We start from the raw sequence: 18,358 nt of genomic DNA, 5'->3' as shown, positions 1-18,358 counted from the left end.
ACTTTCCGGGATCCTTCCGCTTCATTCCCGAATCGACCCCGGCTGCCCGGGTTGCGCGCTTCTCGAGTTGAGGGATCGCGATCGGCCTGTGTGACAGCGCAGCCGACATCCGCTCCGCTGCCAGTCCGGCTCGGAGCATGTGCATCGAGGAGGACCATGGCTCGATCGAGCCAGACCCAGGCACCGCGCGCTCGCGCCGGCAAGCAGGTCGACAACGAAGGACTCATCCCCGTGCTCGCCCGCGCCGTGCGCGAGGTGGAGGGAGCCGCCCAGCGCGGTCCCGTGAGCCCGGCCAACCGGACCAAGTTCCAGGTCATCGCGCTGCTCGTGCGCGAGGAGCGCCAGCGCGCCAAGGCGGCGCCGATGAGCGACTCCGACCGCGCCGAGACGCTCAAGCGGCTCGACGGGGTGGCGACCATCCTCGCCAAGACCGCCGCGCGCGACACGAGCCTCATCGCGCTGCTGGAGAGCGACAAGGGAGCGAGCGACGCCGCGAAGGCGCTGCGCCGACGCATGCTCGAGGATGCAGGTCTCGCCGAGCCCGAGGAGGAGGCGCCGCCCGCGCCCGCCACGAGCGCCGCACCGGTCGAGAAGCAGGTCGTGCCGGACTCCGTGCGTGCGCGTCAGCTGGCGAACCCCTTCCTCGCCCCCGACTTCGCGGCCGCCGCCTACACGCCGCCGGTGCCGGCGCGTCGGCTGTCGAACTGGGAGCTGATCGGCCCGCTCTTCAAGAGCTTCGAATACGGCTCGAACGGCAGCGCCGCGAGCATGGAGCTGCCCGTCCCCTCGGACCGCGATCGCTACGCCCCCTCGGGTGCCGAGCTGATGCAGCACCAGGCGGGCTTCATCGAGAGCGTCCAGCGCGGACACCGTACGTTCCTGCTCGCCGACGAGCCGGGCCTCGGCAAGACCGCGCAGAGCCTGATCGCCGCATCCGTCTCCGGCTCCTATCCGCTCCTCGCCGTCGTGCCCAATGTCGTCAAGATGAACTGGGCCCGTGAGGTCGCTCTCTGGACGCCCGGTCGCCGCGCCACCGTCGTGCATGGAGACGGCAACGACCTCGACGCGTTCGCCGATGTCGTCGTCGTCAACTACGAGGTGCTCGACCGGCACATGTCGTGGCTGCGCACCCTCGGCTTCAAGGGCATGGTCGTCGACGAGGCGCACTTCATCAAGAACCTCACCTCTCAGCGCTCGAAGAACGTGCTCTCGCTCGCCGCGAGCCTGCGCGAGCGCAACCGCAACCCGCTGATGATCGCGCTCACCGGAACGCCGCTGATCAACAGCGTCGAGGACTTCCGTGCCATCTGGCAGTTCCTCGGCTGGATCGACGACAAGGGCCCGCGCCCCGCTCTGCTGGCGAAGCTCGAGGAGACGGGGCTCACCCCCGCCGACTTCGGCTTCTTCCCCGAGGCCCGTCAGGCGGTGGTTGATCTCGGCATCGTCCGTCGCCGCAAGATCGACGTGGCCGCCGACCTGCCGTCCAAGCGCGTGGTCGACCTGCCGGTCGAGCTCGACGACGACCTCGGGCGCTCCATCCGCCAGGCGGAGAAGGAGCTCGGCGCTCGTCTGCTCACCCGCTACAAGGCCGTGCTGAAGAACCGCAGCACCGACGCCAGGTCGGTGTCGGCCGCCGAGCGCGCCGAGGTCGTCCGCCTGGTCGCCCAGGCCGAGCTCGACGAGTCGAAGGCATCCAAGACCGGTGAGAACGTCTTCACCATGGTGCGCAAGATCGGGCAGGCCAAGGCGGCGCTCGCCGCGGACTATGCCGCGCAGCTCGCCCGCTCGGTCGGCAAGGTCGTGTTCTTCGCCAAGCACATCGACGTGATGGACCAGGCGGAGGCGGTGCTCGCCCGTCGTGACATCAAGTCCATCTCGATCCGTGGAGACCAGACCGCGACGGCTCGTCAGAAGGAGATCGACGCCTTCCAGAACGACCCGACCGTGCAGGCGGCCGTCTGCTCGCTGACCGCTGCCGGCGTGGGCCTCAACCTGCAGGCGGCGTCGGACGTCGTGCTCGCGGAGCTGTCCTGGACGGCCGCCGAGCAGCAGCAGGCGATCGACCGCGTCCACCGCATCGGCCAGGAGGTCCCCGTGACCGCATGGCGCATCATCGCGGCGCACACGATCGACTCGAAGATCGCGGAGCTCATCGACAGCAAGGCGAGCCTCGCGGCCCGCGCGCTCGACGGCGACGACTCCGACGTGACCGCCGAGGGCAGCGTGCAGCTCGCCGCCCTGGAGCACGTCCTCAACCAGGCGATCGGCAATTAGCTCGGCGCGGTAAGAACTGGCTCCCCGCTGCGGATGTTTCCGTAGCGGGGAGCCAGTTCCCGTAGCGGGGAGCCGCGTCAGTCGGTCTCGTTGAGGACGTCGAGGATCCAGGCGAGCTCGAAGGCGCGTTCCTTCCACGCGGAGTAGCGTCCGCTGACTCCGCCGTGGCCCGCGCTCATCTCCGTCTTGAGCAGCACGGGAGCGCCGACGTCGCGCAGGCGAGCGGTCCACTTGGCGGGCTCGACGTAGAGCACCCGGGTGTCGTTGATGCTGGTCACGGCCAGGATCTTCGGGTACGCCTGCTCCGTCACGTTCTCGTACGGCGAGTACGACTTCATGTACGCGTAGACCTCGGGATCGGCGAGCGGATTGCCCCACTCGTCCCACTCGATGACCGTGAGCGGCAGCTCGGGGTCGAGGATCGAGGTCAGCGGATCGACGAACGGGACGTTGGCGAGGATGCCCGCGAAGGTCGCGGGCGCGAGGTTCGCCACCGCACCCATCAGCAGGCCGCCGGCACTGCCGCCCTCCGCGACAAGGCGCGACGGCTCGGTGTAGCCGCTCTCGATGAGGTGCTCGGCCGCGGCGATGAAGTCGGTGAACGTGTTGCGCTTGGTAAGCATCTTGCCGTTGTCGTACCACGCGCGACCCAGCTCGCCGCCGCCGCGCACATGCGCGATGGCGAAGGTGACGCCGCGGTCGAGCAGGGAGAGCCGCGCCGCGGAGAACGACGGATCGATGCTGATCTCGTAGGAGCCGTAGCCGTAGAGCAGCAGGGGAGCGGGACGGGCACTCGATGGCCGGTCGAACTGCTCTCGTCGCGCGACGAGCGAGATCGGGATCCGCGCGCCGTCCGAGGCGGTGGCCCAGACGCGCCGCTGCTCGTAGTCGGTGGGGTCGTAGCCGCCGAGCACGGGCTGGCGCTTGAGCAGTCGGAGCATGTCATCCGCGACGACGTAGTCGAAGACAGACGCGGGCGTCACCAGCGAGCCGAAGGTGAGGCGCAGGGTCGGCTGCTCCCACTCCGGGTTGCTGCCGACGCCGGCCGTGAAGAGGGGCTCGTCGAAGTCGATCTCGTCGAGGCCGTCGGGGCCGAGCATCGCCACGCGGGCGAGCCCGTCTCGTCGGAACGACACCGCTGTGTGGTCGCGGAACGTGGACACGCCCTCGAGTCGTGTTCCCTCGCGGTGGGGGATCACGACGTCGCGCTCTCCCCGCGGATCGGCTACGGCCACCGAGACGACCTCGAAGCCCTCTGCGCCGTCGTTGTGCAGCACGTAGAGCCGGTCCTCACCATCGACGACGGTGTGCGAGACCTCGTACTCCACTCCCTCGCGGCGTGGCCAGACGACCTCGAACTCGCCGGTCGGGTCGGAGGCGTCGAGGAGCAGCACCTCGCTCGTGATCTTGGAGCCGAGCTCGATCTCGAAGTACTTCCGCGAGCGGGTGAGCCCGAAGCCGACCCAGTAGCGCTCGTCGGGCTCGGTGAAGACCTTCACCGCCGACTCTGCGCTGGTGCCGAGCTCGTAGCGCCAGACGGTGTCCGGGCGCCAGGCATCGTCCACGGTCGTGTAGAAGACGTAGCGGCCGTCGGGGCTCAGGGTCGCGCCGGGCGACGTGTTCGGCACCGTCTCGGGCCGATCCTCACCCGTCGCGAGGTCGCGGAAGCGCAGCGTGTAGCGCTCGTCGCCGACCGTGTCGACGGCGTAGGCGAGCAGGCCCCCGTCGGCCGAGACGTCGAAGCTGCCGAGCGAGAAGAAGTCGTGCCCCTCCGCCTCGACGTTCGCATCGAGCACGATCTGCTCGCCGTCCACCGGCACCCCCGGCTCGATCCGGGGCGGCGTCCAGTCGTCGGGTCCGTCGATAGGGGCCCGGCACGAGGTGGCGTACTGCTTGCCCTCCTCGGTGCGCGAGTAGTACCACCAGGATCCTTCGCGGGTCGGCACCGAGAGGTCGGTCTCCTGCACGCGGGACTTGATCTCGTCGAAGATCCGTACGCGCAGTCCCTCGAGGTGCGCGAGCTCGCTCTGCGTGAACGCGTTCTCCGCTTCGAGGTACGCGACGACCTCGGGATCCTCCTTGGCGCGCAGCCACTCGTAGTCATCGATGACGGTGTCGCCGTGATGGGTACGCGGGGCGGGCACCCTCTTCGCGTCGGGTGGGGTGGCAGCGGGTGCGGTGGCGGGTGCGGCGGCAGTGCTGGTCGGGGTTCCTGAGGGGGAGTCGGTCACCCGTCCAGGCTAACCAGTCGCACGATGGCGGCGGTCGGGATGGGGAGCCAGGTGGGTCGGTTGCGCGCCTCGTAGACGGCCTCGTACAGCGCCTTGTCGAGTTCGAGCGCGGCGAGCAGCTGGGCGTTCTCCTGCAGCTCGATGCCGGCGCGCTTCTCGTAGCCGGCGAGGAACGCGCGCCGGGCGTCGGCCGCCCAGGCACGGGCCGTCTCCGCCTGCCCCGGATGGGTGCTGATCAGCTCGGACGCACCCGCGGCGTAGTCGAACGATCGGAGCATGCCCGCCACGTCGCGCAGCGCGAGATCGGGCACCGCGCGCTCGCTCATCGGCCGGAGGGGCTCGCCCTCGAAGTCGAGCAGCACCCAGCCGCGGTCGGGAACGAGCAGCACCTGGCCCAGGTGGTAGTCGCCATGGATGCGCTGGAACTGCGGCCACGGCTCGAGCAGTGCGGCCGCGTAGACGCCGTCGATCGCCTCGCGGAGGGGAGCGAGCTCCGGCACGGCGGCGATCGCCTGGCTGGCGCGGGCGGCCATGCTGTCGATGATGCCGGCGACGCGCTCCCGGGAGGGGGATGCGGTCGGGAAGACCTCGGAGAGGATCTCGTGCACTTCGGCAGTGGCGTCGCCCAGGCCGGCGGCCTCGGTCTCGAACGGCGTTCCGGAGTTGACCGCGGCGGTCGCCACGCGCCACGCGTCCTCGGTGCCGGGCAGGAACTCCTGGGCGAACGCGAGGTGCCCGAGCTGGCCATCCCACACGCCCTCGATGCTCCCGATGGAACGGGGTACGGCAGTGGAGCCCGTCGCAGCGATGGCGGTCTGCAGCTCGACGTCGGGATTCTGGCCCGGATGCAGCGTGCGGAAAAGCTTGATGATCACGGGGTCGGCGGCGACCCGCGAGACGTCGACGGTGTCGATGATGATCGAGGTGTTGGACTGCTCGCCCGACAGCACCTTGGACGAGGCGGCCCGGAGGACTCCGGATGCCGAGGGCACTCCCGTGACCTGCACACCCGGGCCCGACGCATCGCCGCCCTGCGAGGCGAGCTGGAGCAGGGCGGATGCGAACGCAGGATCGGAGGCGCCGTCGTAGACGATTCCCGCATCGGTGCTGGCGAGGGGCTCGCGGCCCTCCGCCGGGTCGCGGCGGGTGGTGATCGGCACCTGGTAGAGGGTCCGCTCGCCGCCGGCGGTGTCCGCGATGAGCGCGACGTCCGCGGTGACCGCGTCGTCGCCGGTGGCGAGTATCCAGCGGCCGATCTCGTGCAGCTCGGGAGTGCGCCCCTTGCCGCCGAACCAGCGCTGGGTGGCGATCCAGTCCGCCAGCCAGGCGGGGACGGGCCGGTCGGTTCTCGTCGAAGCGTCCATAGGCCGACCCTACCCGCCGAGCCTCCGGCGCTTCCGGGGAATCGACGTCAGCAGCCTCGTATGCCCGGGCTCCTGCACGGTCAGGGCAGGGGAGCGGGGCCGCTCGCCGGACCGCCTTCGGGCAGGGGTGGCAGTCCGTTCTCGGTGAGCAGCTCGTTGTCCTCGTTGTCGTCGTCGATCGGCGACTCCTCCTGCTCTTTCTCAGAGGCCTCCTCAGCAGGCGCGGCGGCGGTCGGGTGGGCGCTCTGAGAAGCGTCTGAGTCGGCGCGCTCGGGGTCGTCGCGTTCGGGGTCCAGTCCAGTGGAATCAGTCATCTTCGAAGCGTACGACGCGTCTCCGCTCCGTGTCTGCAGACTCATATCCCGCGCATAGTCCCGCCATCGGGCCTGCTCAGCCCGACCTCGGACGCTGGATCCTGCACTCTCCAGATCGTCGCAACAGATTGGTACCCGATGTCGATCACCACCGCGGGCAGCTCCGCAGCTCAGACTCCAGCAGGCCAGACCCCGGCAGGCCAGACCCCGGGGGTCCTCGATCCCGCCGCTCAGGCGCCCGCCGGCGAGTCGAGCCGGATGTCCGATGCCACGACGACCGGCATGGTCGACGAGGCTCCACGTCCTCGACGGCGCCGCCGCCGGATAGCCGCGATCGTCATCGGTGCCCTCCTCATCGTCGCCGCGGCTTTCGGCGGCGGCTACTGGGTGGGAGCCGCTACTACCTCAGCGGCGACGACGAGCCAGTTCGGTCCGGGGGGCCGGTTCGGCACGCCGCCCGACGGAGGCCAGGGTTTCGGTCCCGGTGGGCAGGGTGGATTCCCGGGCGGCACCGCGCCGGACGGAACGACCGACGGCACCACTGACGGAACGACCGACGGGACGACCTCGGACGGCTCCACGACCTGATCGGCGCGACTGCTCGGCGAGCGCTGGAGATCCGACCGTCAGGCGGCGTGCATCAGCGCAGCCGTTCAGGCGATCGGGATCGCGGTGAAGGGATCGGTGTAGGCCGACTGCCCTCTCGCCCGCGCCTGATCCGCCTGCTCCTCGTCGATGCTGGGCCCGACCTGCTCGTCGTCGACGGGGGCGTCCGCGTTCTCGCTGGCCTCGGCGTCGGTCTCGACGCTCAGGGCGTCCGGGAGGACAGCCGGCGCCTCGACCTGGGTCTGGGTCTGGGTCTGGGGCTCGGTCTCTCGTTCGTCACTCATGTGTCGACGGTAGGCGCGCATTCCTGGATATGGGGTGCCAATGGGACCCCGCCGGACACCGCCGACTCGCGCGACTGATTCGCCGTCAAATCGCCCCCAGGTCAGGAGTAACGCTGCTGGCCGAATAGTTCACCGGGTGTTCATCCCAGTAGAGTTGCGCCGTGGTTTCCGCAATCTGCCGCGTCTCCGAGTAGGGCGCCCATGGACCTCACCCTGATCGTCGTACTCGTCATCGCCCTGGCGATCTTCTTCGACTTCACCAACGGCTTCCACGACACCGCCAACGCGATGGCCACGCCGATCGCGACGGGCGCGCTCAAGCCGCGCACCGCGGTCGCCATCGCGGCGGTGCTCAACCTGGTCGGCGCGTTCCTGTCCACCGAGGTCGCCAAGACGGTGTCGGGCGGGATCATCCGCGAGGGAGCGGACGGGGTGCAGATCACGCCGGAGCTGATCTTCGCCGGCCTCATCGGCGCCATCGTCTGGAACCTGCTCACCTGGTACTTCGGGCTGCCCTCGTCCTCGAGCCACGCGCTCTTCGGCGGCCTCATCGGCTCGGCGCTGGTCGGGGCGGGGATCGGCGCGATCGACCTGGGCGTCGTGCTGTCGAAGGTGATCCTGCCCGCGCTGTTCGCCCCGCTGATCGCGGGTCTCGCCGCATTCGTGGCCACCCGGATCGCCTATGCGATCACTCGCCGTCACGACGGGCGACCCGACGGCCGCGGCGTCTTCCGCTACGGACAGGTGTTCTCGTCGTCGCTCGTCGCGCTGGCGCACGGCACCAACGACGCTCAGAAGACGATGGGCGTCATCACGCTCACCCTGATCGCCGCCGGCATGCAGGATCAGGGAAGCGGACCGCAGCTCTGGGTCGTCGCCGCATGCGCATTCGCGATCGCCTTCGGCACCTACTCCGGCGGCTGGCGGATCATCAAGACCCTCGGCACCGGCCTCACCGCGGTCAAGCCCGCGCAGGGCTATTCCGCCGAGACCAGCACCGCGGCCACCATCCTCGCCTCGTCGCACCTGGGCTTCGCGCTCTCGACCACGCAGGTCGCGTCCGGCTCCGTCATCGGATCGGGTCTCGGCCGCCGCGGGTCATCCGTGCGCTGGTCGATGGCAGCGCGGATCGTGCTCGGCTGGCTGATCACGCTCCCCGTCTCCGCCGCGATCGGCGCGCTCGCCGCCCTCGTCATCGGACTGGGCGTCGTCGGCGTCGTGATCGACGCGATCGTCGGAGTCGCCTTCATCGTCGCGATCTTCGTGCTGTCGCGGAACACCCGCGTCGACCGCGCGAGCCTCGAGAAGGAGGTCAACGCGGCCGGTCAGATGATCAAGATCCCCAAGTCGGGCCGCCGTCGTCCGAAGGGGAAGCAGCACGCATGATCGACTGGTCAGCCCTCCTCCTCGTCGCGGCCGTCGCCATCGGCGGCGCCGCCATCATCGTCAGCCTCTTCGCCACGGGGATCCGCTTCCTCTCCACCCCTCCCGTCGCCGAGACGGTGGGTGCAGCGGCGAGCGCCGGCAGTGCTCGCGACGATGAGATGGACGACGTCAGCGATCCGACCCGACCCGCATCGGCCACCGTCGGAGGCGTCGTCTGCTTCGTGCTGGCCGGCCTCGGCGTGCTCTACGGCGTGTATCTGATCATCCCCGCGCTGCACGGCTGAGCACCTCTCGGGATCGGTCGGCGGCCGAGGAGGCGAAACGCCGCAGGGGCCCCGGCTCGTCCCTGGACGGGATGCTCCATCCGCGTATCGTCGGTGTGGTGTCCGACGAAGCGCTCATCCAGACGACCCCTGCCCTCGATCAGTCAGCACAGCCCACGTCGCCGGGGGGAACGCGGACGGAGACCGACTCGCTCGGCTCGATGGAGATCCCCGCCGACGCGTACTGGGGGATCCACACCGCGCGGGCGCTGGAGAACTTCCCGATCTCCCGCCGTCCCATCTCGGTCTATCCGCACTTCGTGCATGCGTTCGGCGCCGTCAAGCAGGCCGCCGCCCGCGCCAATGTCGAGCTGGGGGTGCTCGCGCCCGACAAGGGCGCCCTCATCGAGGCGGCCTGCGAGGAGGTCAAGCGGGGGCTGCTCGACGAGCACTTCATCGTCGGCGTGGTGCAGGGCGGCGCCGGCACCAGCACCAACATGAATGCGAACGAGGTCATCGCCAACCGGGCGCTCGAGCTCGCCGGGCGGCGCAAGGGCGACTACGCCCACCTGCATCCGATCGACGACGTGAACCGCAGCCAGTCCACCAACGACGTCTATCCGACCGCGCTGAAGATCGCGCTCTGCATGGGCCTCGACCAGCTCCTCCAGGAGCTCGACGAGCTCCGGATCGCCTTCGCGCACAAGGGCAAGGAGTTCGCCCACATCCTCAAGGTGGGGCGGACCCAGCTGCAGGACGCCGTGCCGATGACGCTCGGCCAGGAGTTCCGCGGCTTCGCGGTGACCCTCGGCGAGGATCACGCCCGCCTGCGGGAGACCATCCCGCTGCTGTTCGAGCACAACCTCGGCGCGACGGCGATCGGCACGGGCATCACGGCCGATTCCCGCTACGCCGAGGCGGTCAACCGGCATCTGCGGATCGTCACCGGCTACGACACGGAGACCGCGGCCGACCTGGTCGAGGCCACCTCCGACGCGGGCGTCTTCATGTCGCTGTCCGGGGCGCTCAAGCGGTCCGCGATCAAGCTGTCGAAGATCTGCAACGACCTCCGCCTGCTCTCCTCGGGCCCGCAGGCCGGGTTTGGCGAGATCAATCTGCCTCCCCGCCAGGCGGGGTCGTCGATCATGCCCGGCAAGGTGAATCCCGTCATCCCCGAGGTCGTCAACCAGGTCGCGTTCTCGGTGGCAGGGGCGGATGTCACGGTCACGATGGCGGCGGAGGCGGGGCAGCTCCAGCTCAACGCCTTCGAGCCGATCATCGCCCACTCGCTGCTGCAGAGCCTCGCCTGGGTGGGCGGCGCCTGCCGCACCCTGCGCGTGAACTGCATCGAGGGCATCACGGCCAATGAGGGTCGCCTCGCCCAGATGGTGGGCTCATCGGTGGGCGTGATCACGGCTCTGACGCCCTACATCGGCTACGCGGCGGCCGCCACGCTCGCCAAGCAGGCGCTCGCCGGTCAGCGCGACGTCGCGGACCTCGTCGTGGAGTCGGGCCTGCTCACCCGCGAGGAGGTCACCAACCTGCTCGCCCTGGAGCGCATCTCGGGACAGCCGACGGAGACCGCGCCGATCCCGGTGCTCCCGCCGGTCCAGCCGATGATGCCTCCGCCCGCGACCCGCTGACGCACGGGCTCGCTGGCCGAAGGGCCTCGATACGCGCCTGGCGGCGCTACTCGACCATCGATGGGATGCCCGGTGGTCGAGTAGGGCGCTCTGCGCCCGTATCGAGGCCCTCGGTCAGTCCTCGTCTTCGTCGTCGTCGAATGCGGCGAGCGCGTCGTCGCGGGACTCTGCGGCCGTGCGGAGGGCCCTATCGCGCCGCTCCTTGAGGTCGTCTGTCGCCCCGTCGATCTGCTTCTGCACGTCCTCGACGGTGTCGGTCACCCGGTGGGCGACGCCCTTGGCCGCATCCGCCGTGCGCTCGGCGGAGTGCTTGGCCGCATCCGCCGACTTCTCGTAGGCCTCGCGGGTCGCATCGACCGTCTTGGTCGCGGTCTTGGTGGCGACGTCAGCGGTCCGCTTGCCGAAGCTCTCGGCGGCTTCGGCCGTCTTGACGGCGGTGCCCTTCACCGCGTCACGGGTCTTCTCTGCCGCGTCGATGGCCGCATCCCGGAGGACCGGCGCCTGCTCGCGCGCGTAGCGGGCGGCGTCCTCACGAGCCTTGACGGCGCGGGGATCGTGCCAGAGCTCGTCCGCCTTCTCCTTGAGCTGCAGATAGCGGTCGCGACCGGCGCGGGTACCCAGGACGTAGCCCAGGCCGAGGCCGAATCCGAAGATGATCCTGGTCCGGAGACTCATTCCGAGTCCTCCGATCCATTCCGAGCGGCGTCCTCGTCGGAATCGCTGGCGGGGGAGGGGCGCAGGTCTGCGTCGGCCGGGATGGAGAAATCGGTCTCCACCGCGTCGGCTGTCGTATCCCCGGAGGAGGTGTCGGCTGGCCTCTTGGTCATGTCCCCAGACTAGGCCAGCGGACTGGTCACCGGACTGGGAGGGGCGTCGGCCGAGGCCGACGCCGAAGCCGGTCGCGCGGAGGCCTCGGACGGCTCATCCTGGCCCGCATCCCGGCTCGGTGAGAGTGCCGGCTCCGGGGCCGGCTCGAGGGGCGCCACCAGGTGCTTGGCACGCTGCTCGCGCTCTGCATCCGCCTCGAGGCGGATGGCGCGGCCCTCGGCCTCGTCGCGTGCGAGTGAACGGGCGATGACCAGGTTGCGCGAGGTGTCCCGCATGGGGACCCGGATCGCCACCTCCGACTCGATCCCTCCCCGCAGCTGCCGCACCCGCACCAGCTCGGCGTCGAGACCCGCGCCGAAGATCAGCACGAGATTGCTGATGTACAGCCAGAGCAGGATCACGAGGGCGCCGCCGAGGTAGCCGTACAGCTCGTCGTAGTGAGCGACGTGGGTGACGTACACCCAGAACAGCGTGGTGGCGCCGGTCCAGCCGATCAGCGCGAGCACGGCGCCGTAGGAGAAGTACGGGGCGGACTGGCGCTCCACGGTCGGCGTCCAGTAGTACAGCGCGGCGATCAGGGTCGATGCCAGCCCGACGAGCAGAGGCCAGCGGACGACGTTCCAGACGGTCACCCACGGCTCGCCGAAGCCCAGCAGTTCCGCGGCGGCGTCGGCGACGTTGGGTGTGCCGAGCAGGAGCAGCGTCGCGAGCCCCATCCCGATCGCCAGACCGGCGGCCACGATCAGCATGAGGCTGCGGAACTTCCAGATCCTGCGGCCCTCCTGAACCCCGTAGAGGCTGTTCAGCGCCCGGCCGAAGGCCGTCGCGTAGGCCGATCCGACCCACAGCAGCACCACGAGCCCTGCGGCGAAGGCGAGCCAGGGATTCGGGATGTTGGTGAGCTGGTCGAGCGGGCCGCGGACGGTCTCGACCGTCGAGTCGTCGGCGACCTCGTTCACCACGCTGAGCACGAAGTCGATCGCCGAGTCGTCGTTGCCGCCGATGATGGCGAGTCCGGACAGGGTCGCGAGCGATGCGGGGAACAGGGTCAGCGCGGAGAAGAAGGTGAGCGCCGCCGCGGAGTCGAGGCCGCGGGTGCGGATGAATCCGTGGCCCGCGCGGCGGAACGCGTAGGCGATCTCCCGTCGACCGAGCGTGCGGACCGACGCATGATCCTGACCGGAGGTCGCCGCGCGTCGCGCGGTCACGACCCCTCTCCGACGGCGCCTTCGCGCACCACGTCATCGGCCGACTTGTCGGGCCTCCAGCCGCGCCAGCTGGGCTGGCGCAGGCGCCCGGTCGAAGTCCACTCCGCGAACTCCACCTCGCCCACCAGCTGCGGGGTCACCCAGTGCGCGTCGGCCGCGTCGGGGCGGGGGACGTCCGCGAATGGACTGGTCTTCCGGCTCATGCTGTCCATCTTCGTGCCGATCTCGTCGAGATCGCGGTCACCGAAGCCCGTGCCGACCCGACCGACGTACACCAGTCCGTGCTCGCCGGGGATTCCGAGGAGCAGGGATCCGATCCCATCGGCCCGTCGGCCCTTGCCGGGGCGCCAGCCTCCGATGACCACTTCCTGCGTGCGGGTGTGCTTGAGCTTGACCCAGGCTGCCGATCGGCGACCCGCCGTGTAGGTCGAGGCGAGCTTCTTCGCCACGACGCCCTCGAGGCCGAGTTCGCGGCTCGCCGCCATCGCGTCCTCGATCCCGCGCTCCGGACCCTCGTCGTGACCCGCGTCGAAAGCGGGCGGCACCTGCACGAGACCCGTCGAGGCGACGTCGGCCACGAGGCGCTCGCGGCGCTCGACGTAGGGGGCACGCAGCAGGGAGTGGCCGTCGAGCTCGAGGAGGTCGAAGACCATGAGCACGACCGGCACCTGCGCGGCGGCCCGATCGATGTCGGCCGACTTCGTCAGGTTCATCCGCTGCTGCAGGCGACCGAAGTCGGGTCGCCCCTTCCGATCGAGCGCCACGATCTCCGCGTCGAGCACCGCCTGGTGGTCGCCGATCGCCTCAGCGACCGCTGCGAGCTCGGGGTAGGCCTTCGTGAGGTCGTTGCCGTTGCGACTGGTGAGCCGCACGACCGGCTCGCTGCCCGGGTCGATCTCCACGAGTGCGCGGATGCCGTCCCACTTCATCTCGAAGGCCCAGTCGTCGCTCGCGGTGATGGACAGCGGGGTGCCGAGCGTCGCGAGCATGGGGCCCGTGGAGAGCACGGTGCGGACGCCGGGGCTGTGCTCGACGCCCTGGTCGCGACCGGACGCCGTCCTGGCGGGGGCCGATGCCTTCGGGGCCGGCGACTCGGTCGACTCGCCTTCAGCGGATGCGGCGTCGAGCGCCATCCGGTGGATGAGCCAGTTCTTCTCGTCCCCGCCTCGCGCGGTGCGGATGAGCGCGACCTTGACCGGACCGCCTAGGGGACCGTCCGGGCGGCCGTGCAGGACAGCGATGACCTCGTCGTCGCGCCACTTCTCGAGCTCGTACGTGCCGGCGTCCCAGATCGTGACCTCGCCGCCGCCGTACTCGCCGGCCGGGATGCTGCCCTCGAAGGTGCCGTACTCGAGCGGGTGGTCCTCGGTGTGCACGGCGAGGTGGTTCTCCTTGCCGCTCGTCGGCACGCCCTTCGGCAGCGCCCACGACACGAGCACGCCGTCGTTCTCGAGTCGGAAGTCCCAGTGCAGGCGACGGGCGTGGTGCTCCTGGATGACGAAGCTGCGGCCGTCCGAGGGGATCGAGGGCTCGGCGGGCACCGGCTCCGGGGTCTTGGCGGCATCGCGCATGCTGCGGTAGGTGGCCAGCCGATCGCGGGCCTCGGGAGTCGCCTGGAAGGACGCCGTCCGTTCGGGGGTGGGCTCGAGCGGAGGCCTGAGATCCTCGGGATGGCCACCCTCTGCGGAGCCGTCGTCGAGGGCGGCGAGCAGGTCGCCCCGCTCCTCCACCCGGGCGAGCACCTCCTCGTAGTCGAGCTGGCGCAGATCCGCCGAGTCGAGCTCGTCCCAGGTCCGGGGGGCCGCGACCATCGGATGAAGCCGGCCGCGCAGCGAGTACGGCGCGATCGTGGTCTTGTTCCCGTTGTTCTGCGACCAGTCCACGAGCACCTTGCCGGTGCGCAGCGTCTTCTTCATGTCGCTGACCACGAGGTCGGGAAGGTCGGCCTCGAGGGCGCGGGCGAGCTCATGGGCGAAGGCGGAGATCTCGTCGCTCGACCTCGTGCCGTCGAGATGGGCGTAGAGGTGAATGCCCTTGCTGCCGCTGGTGACCGGCATCGGGTCGAGCCCGACGCCCTCGAGGATGTCCTTGACGTGCCGAGCAACCTCGGCGCACTCGGCCAGGCCGACGCCCTCGCCCGGGTCGAGGTCGAGCACGATCCGGTCGGGGTCGTGCCGGGCGCCGTTGCGGCCGAAGCGCCACTGCGGCACGTGCAGCTCGAGCGCGGTGAGCTGGGCCAGCCAGGTGAGGGTGGCCCGGTCGTTGAGCAGGGGGTAGGTGTTGACGCCGGAGCTGTGCTCGATCTCGCGCCGCTTCACCCAGGAGGGCGCGCCGTCTTCGAGGTTCTTCTGGAAGAAGACCTGGCCCGGCTCGTCCGCCGTGCCAACGCCGTGCACCCAGCGCTTGCGGGTGAGGGCGCGGTCGCGGGCATGGGGGATGAGGACATCCGCGATGCGGGCGTAGTAGTCGAGGACGTCGGCCTTCGTCGTGCCCGTCTCGGGGTAGAGCACCTTGTCGAGATTGGTCAGCTTCAGCCGGTGGCCGTCCACGCTCACCAGCTCACCGGATCCGGACTGCTTGGCCATCCCTGCCTCCGGTCGACGCGGCTCGGACCCTCACGCTGAAGGTCTCCTCCTCAAACTACCTTTCCGGCTCCGATCAGGGGAATACTGGGCGGATGAGGTCTATCTGGAAGGGCGCGATCACCTTCGGCCTGGTCAACGTGCCGGTGAAGCTCTACAGCGCCACCGAGGACCACGACGTGGCGATGCACCAGGTGCACGACAAGGACGGCGGGCGCATCCGCTATCAGCGCCGCTGCGAGATCGATGGCGAGATCGTGGACTACGAGCACATCGACAAGGCGTACGACGACGGGGACCGCACGGTGGTGATCACCGCCGAGGATCTCAAGTCCCTGCCGGTCGAGCAGAGCCGCGAGATCGACGTGGTCGAGTTCGTGCCGACCGATCAGGTCGATCCGATCATGTTCGAGAAGGCGTACTACCTCGAGCCCGATTCCAAGTCCTCGAAGGCCTACGTGCTGCTGCGGCGCACTCTCGAGGAGACGGATCGCACCGCCATCGTCAAGTTCGCGCTCCGTCAGAAGACCCGGCTCGCCGCCCTCCGGGTGCGGGACGACGTCCTCGTCCTGCAGACCCTGCTGTGGGGCGACGAGGTGCGCGACGCGAAGTTCAAGGCCCTCGATGAGCACGTGAACATCTCCGAGAAGGAGCTCAAGATGTCCGCGTCGCTGGTCAAGAGCTTCGAGAGCGACTTCACCCCCGAGGACTACACCGACGACTACCAGGTGCAGCTCAAGCAGCTCATCGACGCCAAGCTCGAGCAGGGCGACTCCATCGACACGGAGTCCACCTTCGGAGCGTCGGACGACTCCGCGGACGACGACGGGGGAGAGGTGCTCGACCTCATGGAGGCCCTGCGCCGCAGCGTTGAAGCAAACCGGGCCAAGTCGGGCAAAGGATCGAAGGGCGCGTCCAAGAAGGACGACCATCACGACGCCGGTGACGACGAGGCTGACGATGAGGCTGACGAGAAGCCCAAGCGCAAGTCCCCGGCCAAGAAGCGCGCCTGAATTCCTCTCCGTCTGATCGGGGGGAATGGCATTCGAGAATGGAACGTCACGGAAACAATGGCGGGCAGAGCCTGAATGCACGATGCGGTTCCTGAATTCAGGAGATGGCGAAGAATTCAGGCCCCGTAGAGACTTCTGTTCCTGAATCAACCACCTTCTCCTGAATTCAGGAAGGAACGACGGCAGCGATTCAGCGTGGATCGCTGCCGCGGTTGGGTCGGTTGGTGATCGGCAGCGCCAGCCAGACCAGCGCCAGGAGCACCAGGGTCGCCCCCGCCGCGATGAAGCCGGCCGTGCGATTGGCGACCACGTCGAAGATGAGCAGCGCCACTCCCGTGGTGAGCAGGCCGATGCAGACGAGGGCGCCGCGCAGCAGCCGATCCGCGATGGTCACGATCTCCTCTTTGGCCTTCTTCCGGAACAGCGCCCGGTGCAGGCTGACCGGCGCAAGCCCGAGGGCGGTGGACAGCACGGCGAGGCCCACCAGCACGAGGTAGACGTCGAGCTCGAACCGGTCGAGGTCCTCGAAGCGCTGCTGGAACGGCAGGGTCAGCAGGAAGCCGGTGAGGATCTGGGTGCCGGTCTGCGTGACTCGGAGCTCCTGGAGGATCTCGTTCCAGTTGCGGTCCATCCGCTCGGCCTTGGTCTCGTCCCGACCGTCGCCGGGATCGGCGTCGACATCGGCGGGGTGGGGTGCTGAGCTGGGGCGCGGAGCGTCGTCGGCCATAGGGGAATGGTAGCGACGGATGCCCCTCGGAAACGCGAGATCTAGAGTGTGCACATGGCGCCTGCACCCACCGAACGCGAGCTGGTCTCCCGGCTTCTCGACGAGCTCGGCGACGCTGTCCGCACCGACGACGAGGCGCGAGAGGCGGCTCGTCTCGACAAGAGCGGCTGGCTCGCCCCGGGACGTCCGATGGCTGTCGTCGAAGCGACGACGATCGACGAGGTGCAGACGACGATGCGGATCGCAAGTGAGTTCGGCATCCCCGTGGTGCCACGCGGGGCGGGGACAGGCCTCGCCGGTGGCGCGATCGGATCGACGGGCGAGATCGTGCTCTCGGTGCGCGGGATGCGGAGGGTGCTCGAGGTCAACGTCGCCGACGAGCTCGCCGTCGTGGAGCCGGGGATACTCAACGCCGAGCTGAACGAGCTGCTGGCCGAGAGCGGACTCTGGTGGGCTCCTGACCCCGCCAGCAAGGCGATCTCATCGGTCGGCGGAAACATCTCGACGAACGCGGGCGGCATCCTCTGCGCCAAGTACGGCGTCACCCGCGAGGCGGTCCTCGGGCTCTCGGTGGTCCTCGCGGATGGCCGGCTGGTCGAGGTCGGACACCGCTCGGTGAAGGGCGTGACCGGATACGACCTCACCGCGCTGATGATCGGGTCGGAGGGAACGCTCGGCATCATCGTCGGCGCGACCCTGAAGCTGCGGCCGCTGCCCACGGGGGTCGTGGCCACGATCGGCGCCTACTTCTCCGACGTCGTCGGGGCGGCCGCGGCGTCGGCGGCCATCACCGCAGCCGGTCTGCGGCCGGCTGCGCTCGAGCTGCTCGACGCGGCCTCGCTCGCTCTGCTCGATCGTCTTCTCGCGGGAGAGCCCGGGCACCAGCCGCTGTCCCAGCGCGGGTCGGCGTATTTGCTGGTGCAGACGGACGGATCAGCGTCCGAAGCGGAGGCGCGGGAGGCGCTCGCCATCATCCAGGCGGCGGGCGGAGATGCCGAGCTGACCACGGACCCCGAGGAGGGCGAGCGGCTCCTGCGGGTGCGTCGGATGGCGCACCCCGCCTTCGAGCTCGCCGGGCAGGTGCTCATCGAGGATGTCGCCGTGCCGCGCTCGCAGCTGCCCGCCATGTTCGCCGCGATCGAGCGGATCTCGGCGGAGTCGGGCATCGCGATCCCGACGATCGCGCACGCGGGCGACGGCAACCTGCATCCCAATGTGATTATCCCGCCGGACATGCCCCGGAGTCGGGACGGCGAGGTGCCCGAGCAGATCTGGCAGGTCGCCGACCGGCTGTTCCGCGCTGCCATGGAGCTGGGCGGGACCCTGACCGGTGAGCACGGCGTCGGACTGCTCAAGAGGCGCTGGCTCATCGACGAGCTGGGGCTGGACGGGATGGAGCTGCAGCGGGGCATCAAGGCGGTCTTCGACCCGCAGGGGATCCTCAACCCGGGAAAGGTCTTCGGCCCGATGTCACTCGAGCCGGAGCTCGAGATGGCGTCGACGAGATCGGGCGCCGAATAGCTCGCAGCTCGTTCGGAGGGCAGGGCTGCCGTGCGGATTCCTGGCCTGCGCGGCTCATATGCACCAACCGGCATGCGTGCGAAAGGCCCGGACTCGCAGTCTGCGAGGCCGGGC

At 69.6% G+C, this 18,358-nt stretch carries 16 protein-coding genes; 7 read left to right on the top strand and 9 right to left on the bottom strand.

Annotation, left to right across the window (positions count from 1 at the left end; translation table 11 throughout):
• The first annotated feature begins 156 nt into the window (after window positions 1-156).
• Window positions 157-2,274 (top strand): DEAD/DEAH box helicase, encoded by a 2,118-nt coding sequence (locus E6C64_RS04935; protein WP_136426529.1) that lies wholly within the window; start codon window positions 157-159, stop codon window positions 2,272-2,274.
• Window positions 2,275-2,351: 77 nt separating this feature from the next.
• Here E6C64_RS04935 and E6C64_RS04930 read toward each other — a convergent pair whose 3' ends face one another.
• The 3 genes from E6C64_RS04930 to E6C64_RS04920 all read right to left on the bottom strand — a co-directional run bounded on the left by E6C64_RS04930 (window position 2,352) and on the right by E6C64_RS04920 (window position 6,183).
• Window positions 2,352-4,505 carry a S9 family peptidase gene (locus tag E6C64_RS04930; protein WP_136426528.1) on the bottom strand — a complete coding sequence of 718 codons (2,154 nt, stop codon included), beginning with the start codon at window positions 4,503-4,505 and terminating at the stop codon, window positions 2,352-2,354.
• Window positions 4,502-5,869, bottom strand: a complete 1,368-nt coding sequence (locus E6C64_RS04925) for a maltokinase N-terminal cap-like domain-containing protein (protein WP_136426527.1) — start codon at window positions 5,867-5,869, stop codon at window positions 4,502-4,504. The genes E6C64_RS04930 and E6C64_RS04925 overlap by 4 nt, the downstream gene beginning before the upstream one ends.
• A gap of 80 nt (window positions 5,870-5,949) precedes the next feature.
• Window positions 5,950-6,183, bottom strand: coding sequence for a hypothetical protein (locus tag E6C64_RS04920; protein ID WP_136426526.1), 234 nt, complete (start codon window positions 6,181-6,183; stop codon window positions 5,950-5,952).
• Between the two features lie 138 nt (window positions 6,184-6,321).
• Between E6C64_RS04920 and E6C64_RS04915 the strand changes: the two genes are divergently transcribed.
• Complete coding sequence (locus tag E6C64_RS04915; protein ID WP_136426525.1) at window positions 6,322-6,771, top strand: hypothetical protein; 450 nt, start codon at window positions 6,322-6,324, stop codon at window positions 6,769-6,771.
• Between the two features lie 65 nt (window positions 6,772-6,836).
• On the opposite strand, the gene E6C64_RS04910 is transcribed toward E6C64_RS04915, so the two are convergent.
• Window positions 6,837-7,073 carry a hypothetical protein gene (locus E6C64_RS04910; protein WP_136426524.1) on the bottom strand — a complete coding sequence of 79 codons (237 nt, stop codon included), beginning with the start codon at window positions 7,071-7,073 and terminating at the stop codon, window positions 6,837-6,839.
• Window positions 7,074-7,274: 201 nt separating this feature from the next.
• Here E6C64_RS04910 and E6C64_RS04905 point away from each other — a divergent pair, with 201 nt between their 5' ends.
• From E6C64_RS04905 to E6C64_RS04895, 3 genes are all read left to right on the top strand, one after another.
• The gene (locus tag E6C64_RS04905) at window positions 7,275-8,459 is read left to right on the top strand and encodes an inorganic phosphate transporter (protein WP_136426523.1); all 1,185 of its coding nucleotides are present in this window, start codon (window positions 7,275-7,277) and stop codon (window positions 8,457-8,459) included.
• On the top strand, window positions 8,456-8,743 hold the full coding sequence (locus E6C64_RS04900; RefSeq protein ID WP_136426522.1) for a hypothetical protein: 288 nt from the start codon (window positions 8,456-8,458) through the stop codon (window positions 8,741-8,743). The genes E6C64_RS04905 and E6C64_RS04900 overlap by 4 nt, the downstream gene beginning before the upstream one ends.
• 71 nt (window positions 8,744-8,814) lie before the next feature.
• On the top strand, window positions 8,815-10,365 hold the full coding sequence (locus tag E6C64_RS04895) for an aspartate ammonia-lyase (protein WP_136426521.1): 1,551 nt from the start codon (window positions 8,815-8,817) through the stop codon (window positions 10,363-10,365).
• A gap of 114 nt (window positions 10,366-10,479) precedes the next feature.
• On the opposite strand, the gene E6C64_RS19190 is transcribed toward E6C64_RS04895, so the two are convergent.
• The 4 genes from E6C64_RS19190 to E6C64_RS04880 are packed head-to-tail and all read right to left on the bottom strand — an operon-like array spanning window position 10,480 to window position 14,986.
• The gene (locus E6C64_RS19190; RefSeq protein ID WP_199240960.1) at window positions 10,480-11,040 is read right to left on the bottom strand and encodes a hypothetical protein; all 561 of its coding nucleotides are present in this window, start codon (window positions 11,038-11,040) and stop codon (window positions 10,480-10,482) included.
• Complete coding sequence (locus E6C64_RS18900) at window positions 11,037-11,192, bottom strand: hypothetical protein (protein ID WP_158437739.1); 156 nt, start codon at window positions 11,190-11,192, stop codon at window positions 11,037-11,039. The genes E6C64_RS19190 and E6C64_RS18900 overlap by 4 nt, the downstream gene beginning before the upstream one ends.
• A 9-nt stretch (window positions 11,193-11,201) precedes the next feature.
• Window positions 11,202-12,401 (bottom strand): YihY/virulence factor BrkB family protein, encoded by a 1,200-nt coding sequence (locus E6C64_RS04885; RefSeq protein WP_199240959.1) that lies wholly within the window; start codon window positions 12,399-12,401, stop codon window positions 11,202-11,204.
• On the bottom strand, window positions 12,398-14,986 hold the full coding sequence (locus E6C64_RS04880) for an ATP-dependent DNA ligase (protein ID WP_136426520.1): 2,589 nt from the start codon (window positions 14,984-14,986) through the stop codon (window positions 12,398-12,400). Before E6C64_RS04880 ends, E6C64_RS04885 begins: the two co-directional genes overlap by 4 nt.
• 92 nt (window positions 14,987-15,078) lie before the next feature.
• Here E6C64_RS04880 and ku point away from each other — a divergent pair, with 92 nt between their 5' ends.
• Window positions 15,079-15,996: a non-homologous end joining protein Ku gene (ku, locus tag E6C64_RS04875; RefSeq protein WP_136426519.1), complete on the top strand. Its 918-nt coding sequence runs from the start codon at window positions 15,079-15,081 to the stop codon at window positions 15,994-15,996.
• Window positions 15,997-16,186: 190 nt separating this feature from the next.
• Here the strand turns inward: ku and E6C64_RS04870 are convergent, their stop codons facing one another.
• The gene (locus E6C64_RS04870; RefSeq protein WP_136426518.1) at window positions 16,187-16,723 is read right to left on the bottom strand and encodes a DUF6328 family protein; all 537 of its coding nucleotides are present in this window, start codon (window positions 16,721-16,723) and stop codon (window positions 16,187-16,189) included.
• Between the two features lie 54 nt (window positions 16,724-16,777).
• Between E6C64_RS04870 and E6C64_RS04865 the strand changes: the two genes are divergently transcribed.
• A complete protein-coding gene (locus tag E6C64_RS04865) occupies window positions 16,778-18,244 on the top strand; it encodes an FAD-binding oxidoreductase (protein WP_136426517.1) in 1,467 nt (488 codons plus the stop codon).
• Window positions 18,245-18,358: the final 114 nt, after the last annotated feature.

The organism is Naasia lichenicola (genome assembly GCF_004801885.1).
GTDB classification, from domain to species: domain Bacteria; phylum Actinomycetota; class Actinomycetes; order Actinomycetales; family Microbacteriaceae; genus Naasia; species Naasia lichenicola.
Note: the sequence above shows the minus strand (reverse complement) of the source record. Positions and strands in the feature narration are given on the sequence as shown.

Coding starts and splice junctions, on each gene's coding strand:
- E6C64_RS04920 (WP_136426526.1), bottom strand. CDS start 6,183: ATGACTGATTCCACTGGACTGGACCCCGAACGCGACGACCCCGAGCGC.
- E6C64_RS19190 (WP_199240960.1), bottom strand. CDS start 11,040: ATGAGTCTCCGGACCAGGATCATCTTCGGATTCGGCCTCGGCCTGGGC.
- E6C64_RS04925 (WP_136426527.1), bottom strand. CDS start 5,869: ATGGACGCTTCGACGAGAACCGACCGGCCCGTCCCCGCCTGGCTGGCG.
- E6C64_RS04880 (WP_136426520.1), bottom strand. CDS start 14,986: ATGGCCAAGCAGTCCGGATCCGGTGAGCTGGTGAGCGTGGACGGCCAC.
- E6C64_RS04905 (WP_136426523.1), top strand. CDS start 7,275: ATGGACCTCACCCTGATCGTCGTACTCGTCATCGCCCTGGCGATCTTC.
- E6C64_RS04935 (WP_136426529.1), top strand. CDS start 157: ATGGCTCGATCGAGCCAGACCCAGGCACCGCGCGCTCGCGCCGGCAAG.
- ku (WP_136426519.1), top strand. CDS start 15,079: ATGAGGTCTATCTGGAAGGGCGCGATCACCTTCGGCCTGGTCAACGTG.
- E6C64_RS04895 (WP_136426521.1), top strand. CDS start 8,815: ATGCTCCATCCGCGTATCGTCGGTGTGGTGTCCGACGAAGCGCTCATC.
- E6C64_RS18900 (WP_158437739.1), bottom strand. CDS start 11,192: ATGACCAAGAGGCCAGCCGACACCTCCTCCGGGGATACGACAGCCGAC.
- E6C64_RS04915 (WP_136426525.1), top strand. CDS start 6,322: ATGTCGATCACCACCGCGGGCAGCTCCGCAGCTCAGACTCCAGCAGGC.
- E6C64_RS04910 (WP_136426524.1), bottom strand. CDS start 7,073: ATGAGTGACGAACGAGAGACCGAGCCCCAGACCCAGACCCAGACCCAG.
- E6C64_RS04900 (WP_136426522.1), top strand. CDS start 8,456: ATGATCGACTGGTCAGCCCTCCTCCTCGTCGCGGCCGTCGCCATCGGC.
- E6C64_RS04865 (WP_136426517.1), top strand. CDS start 16,778: ATGGCGCCTGCACCCACCGAACGCGAGCTGGTCTCCCGGCTTCTCGAC.
- E6C64_RS04870 (WP_136426518.1), bottom strand. CDS start 16,723: ATGGCCGACGACGCTCCGCGCCCCAGCTCAGCACCCCACCCCGCCGAT.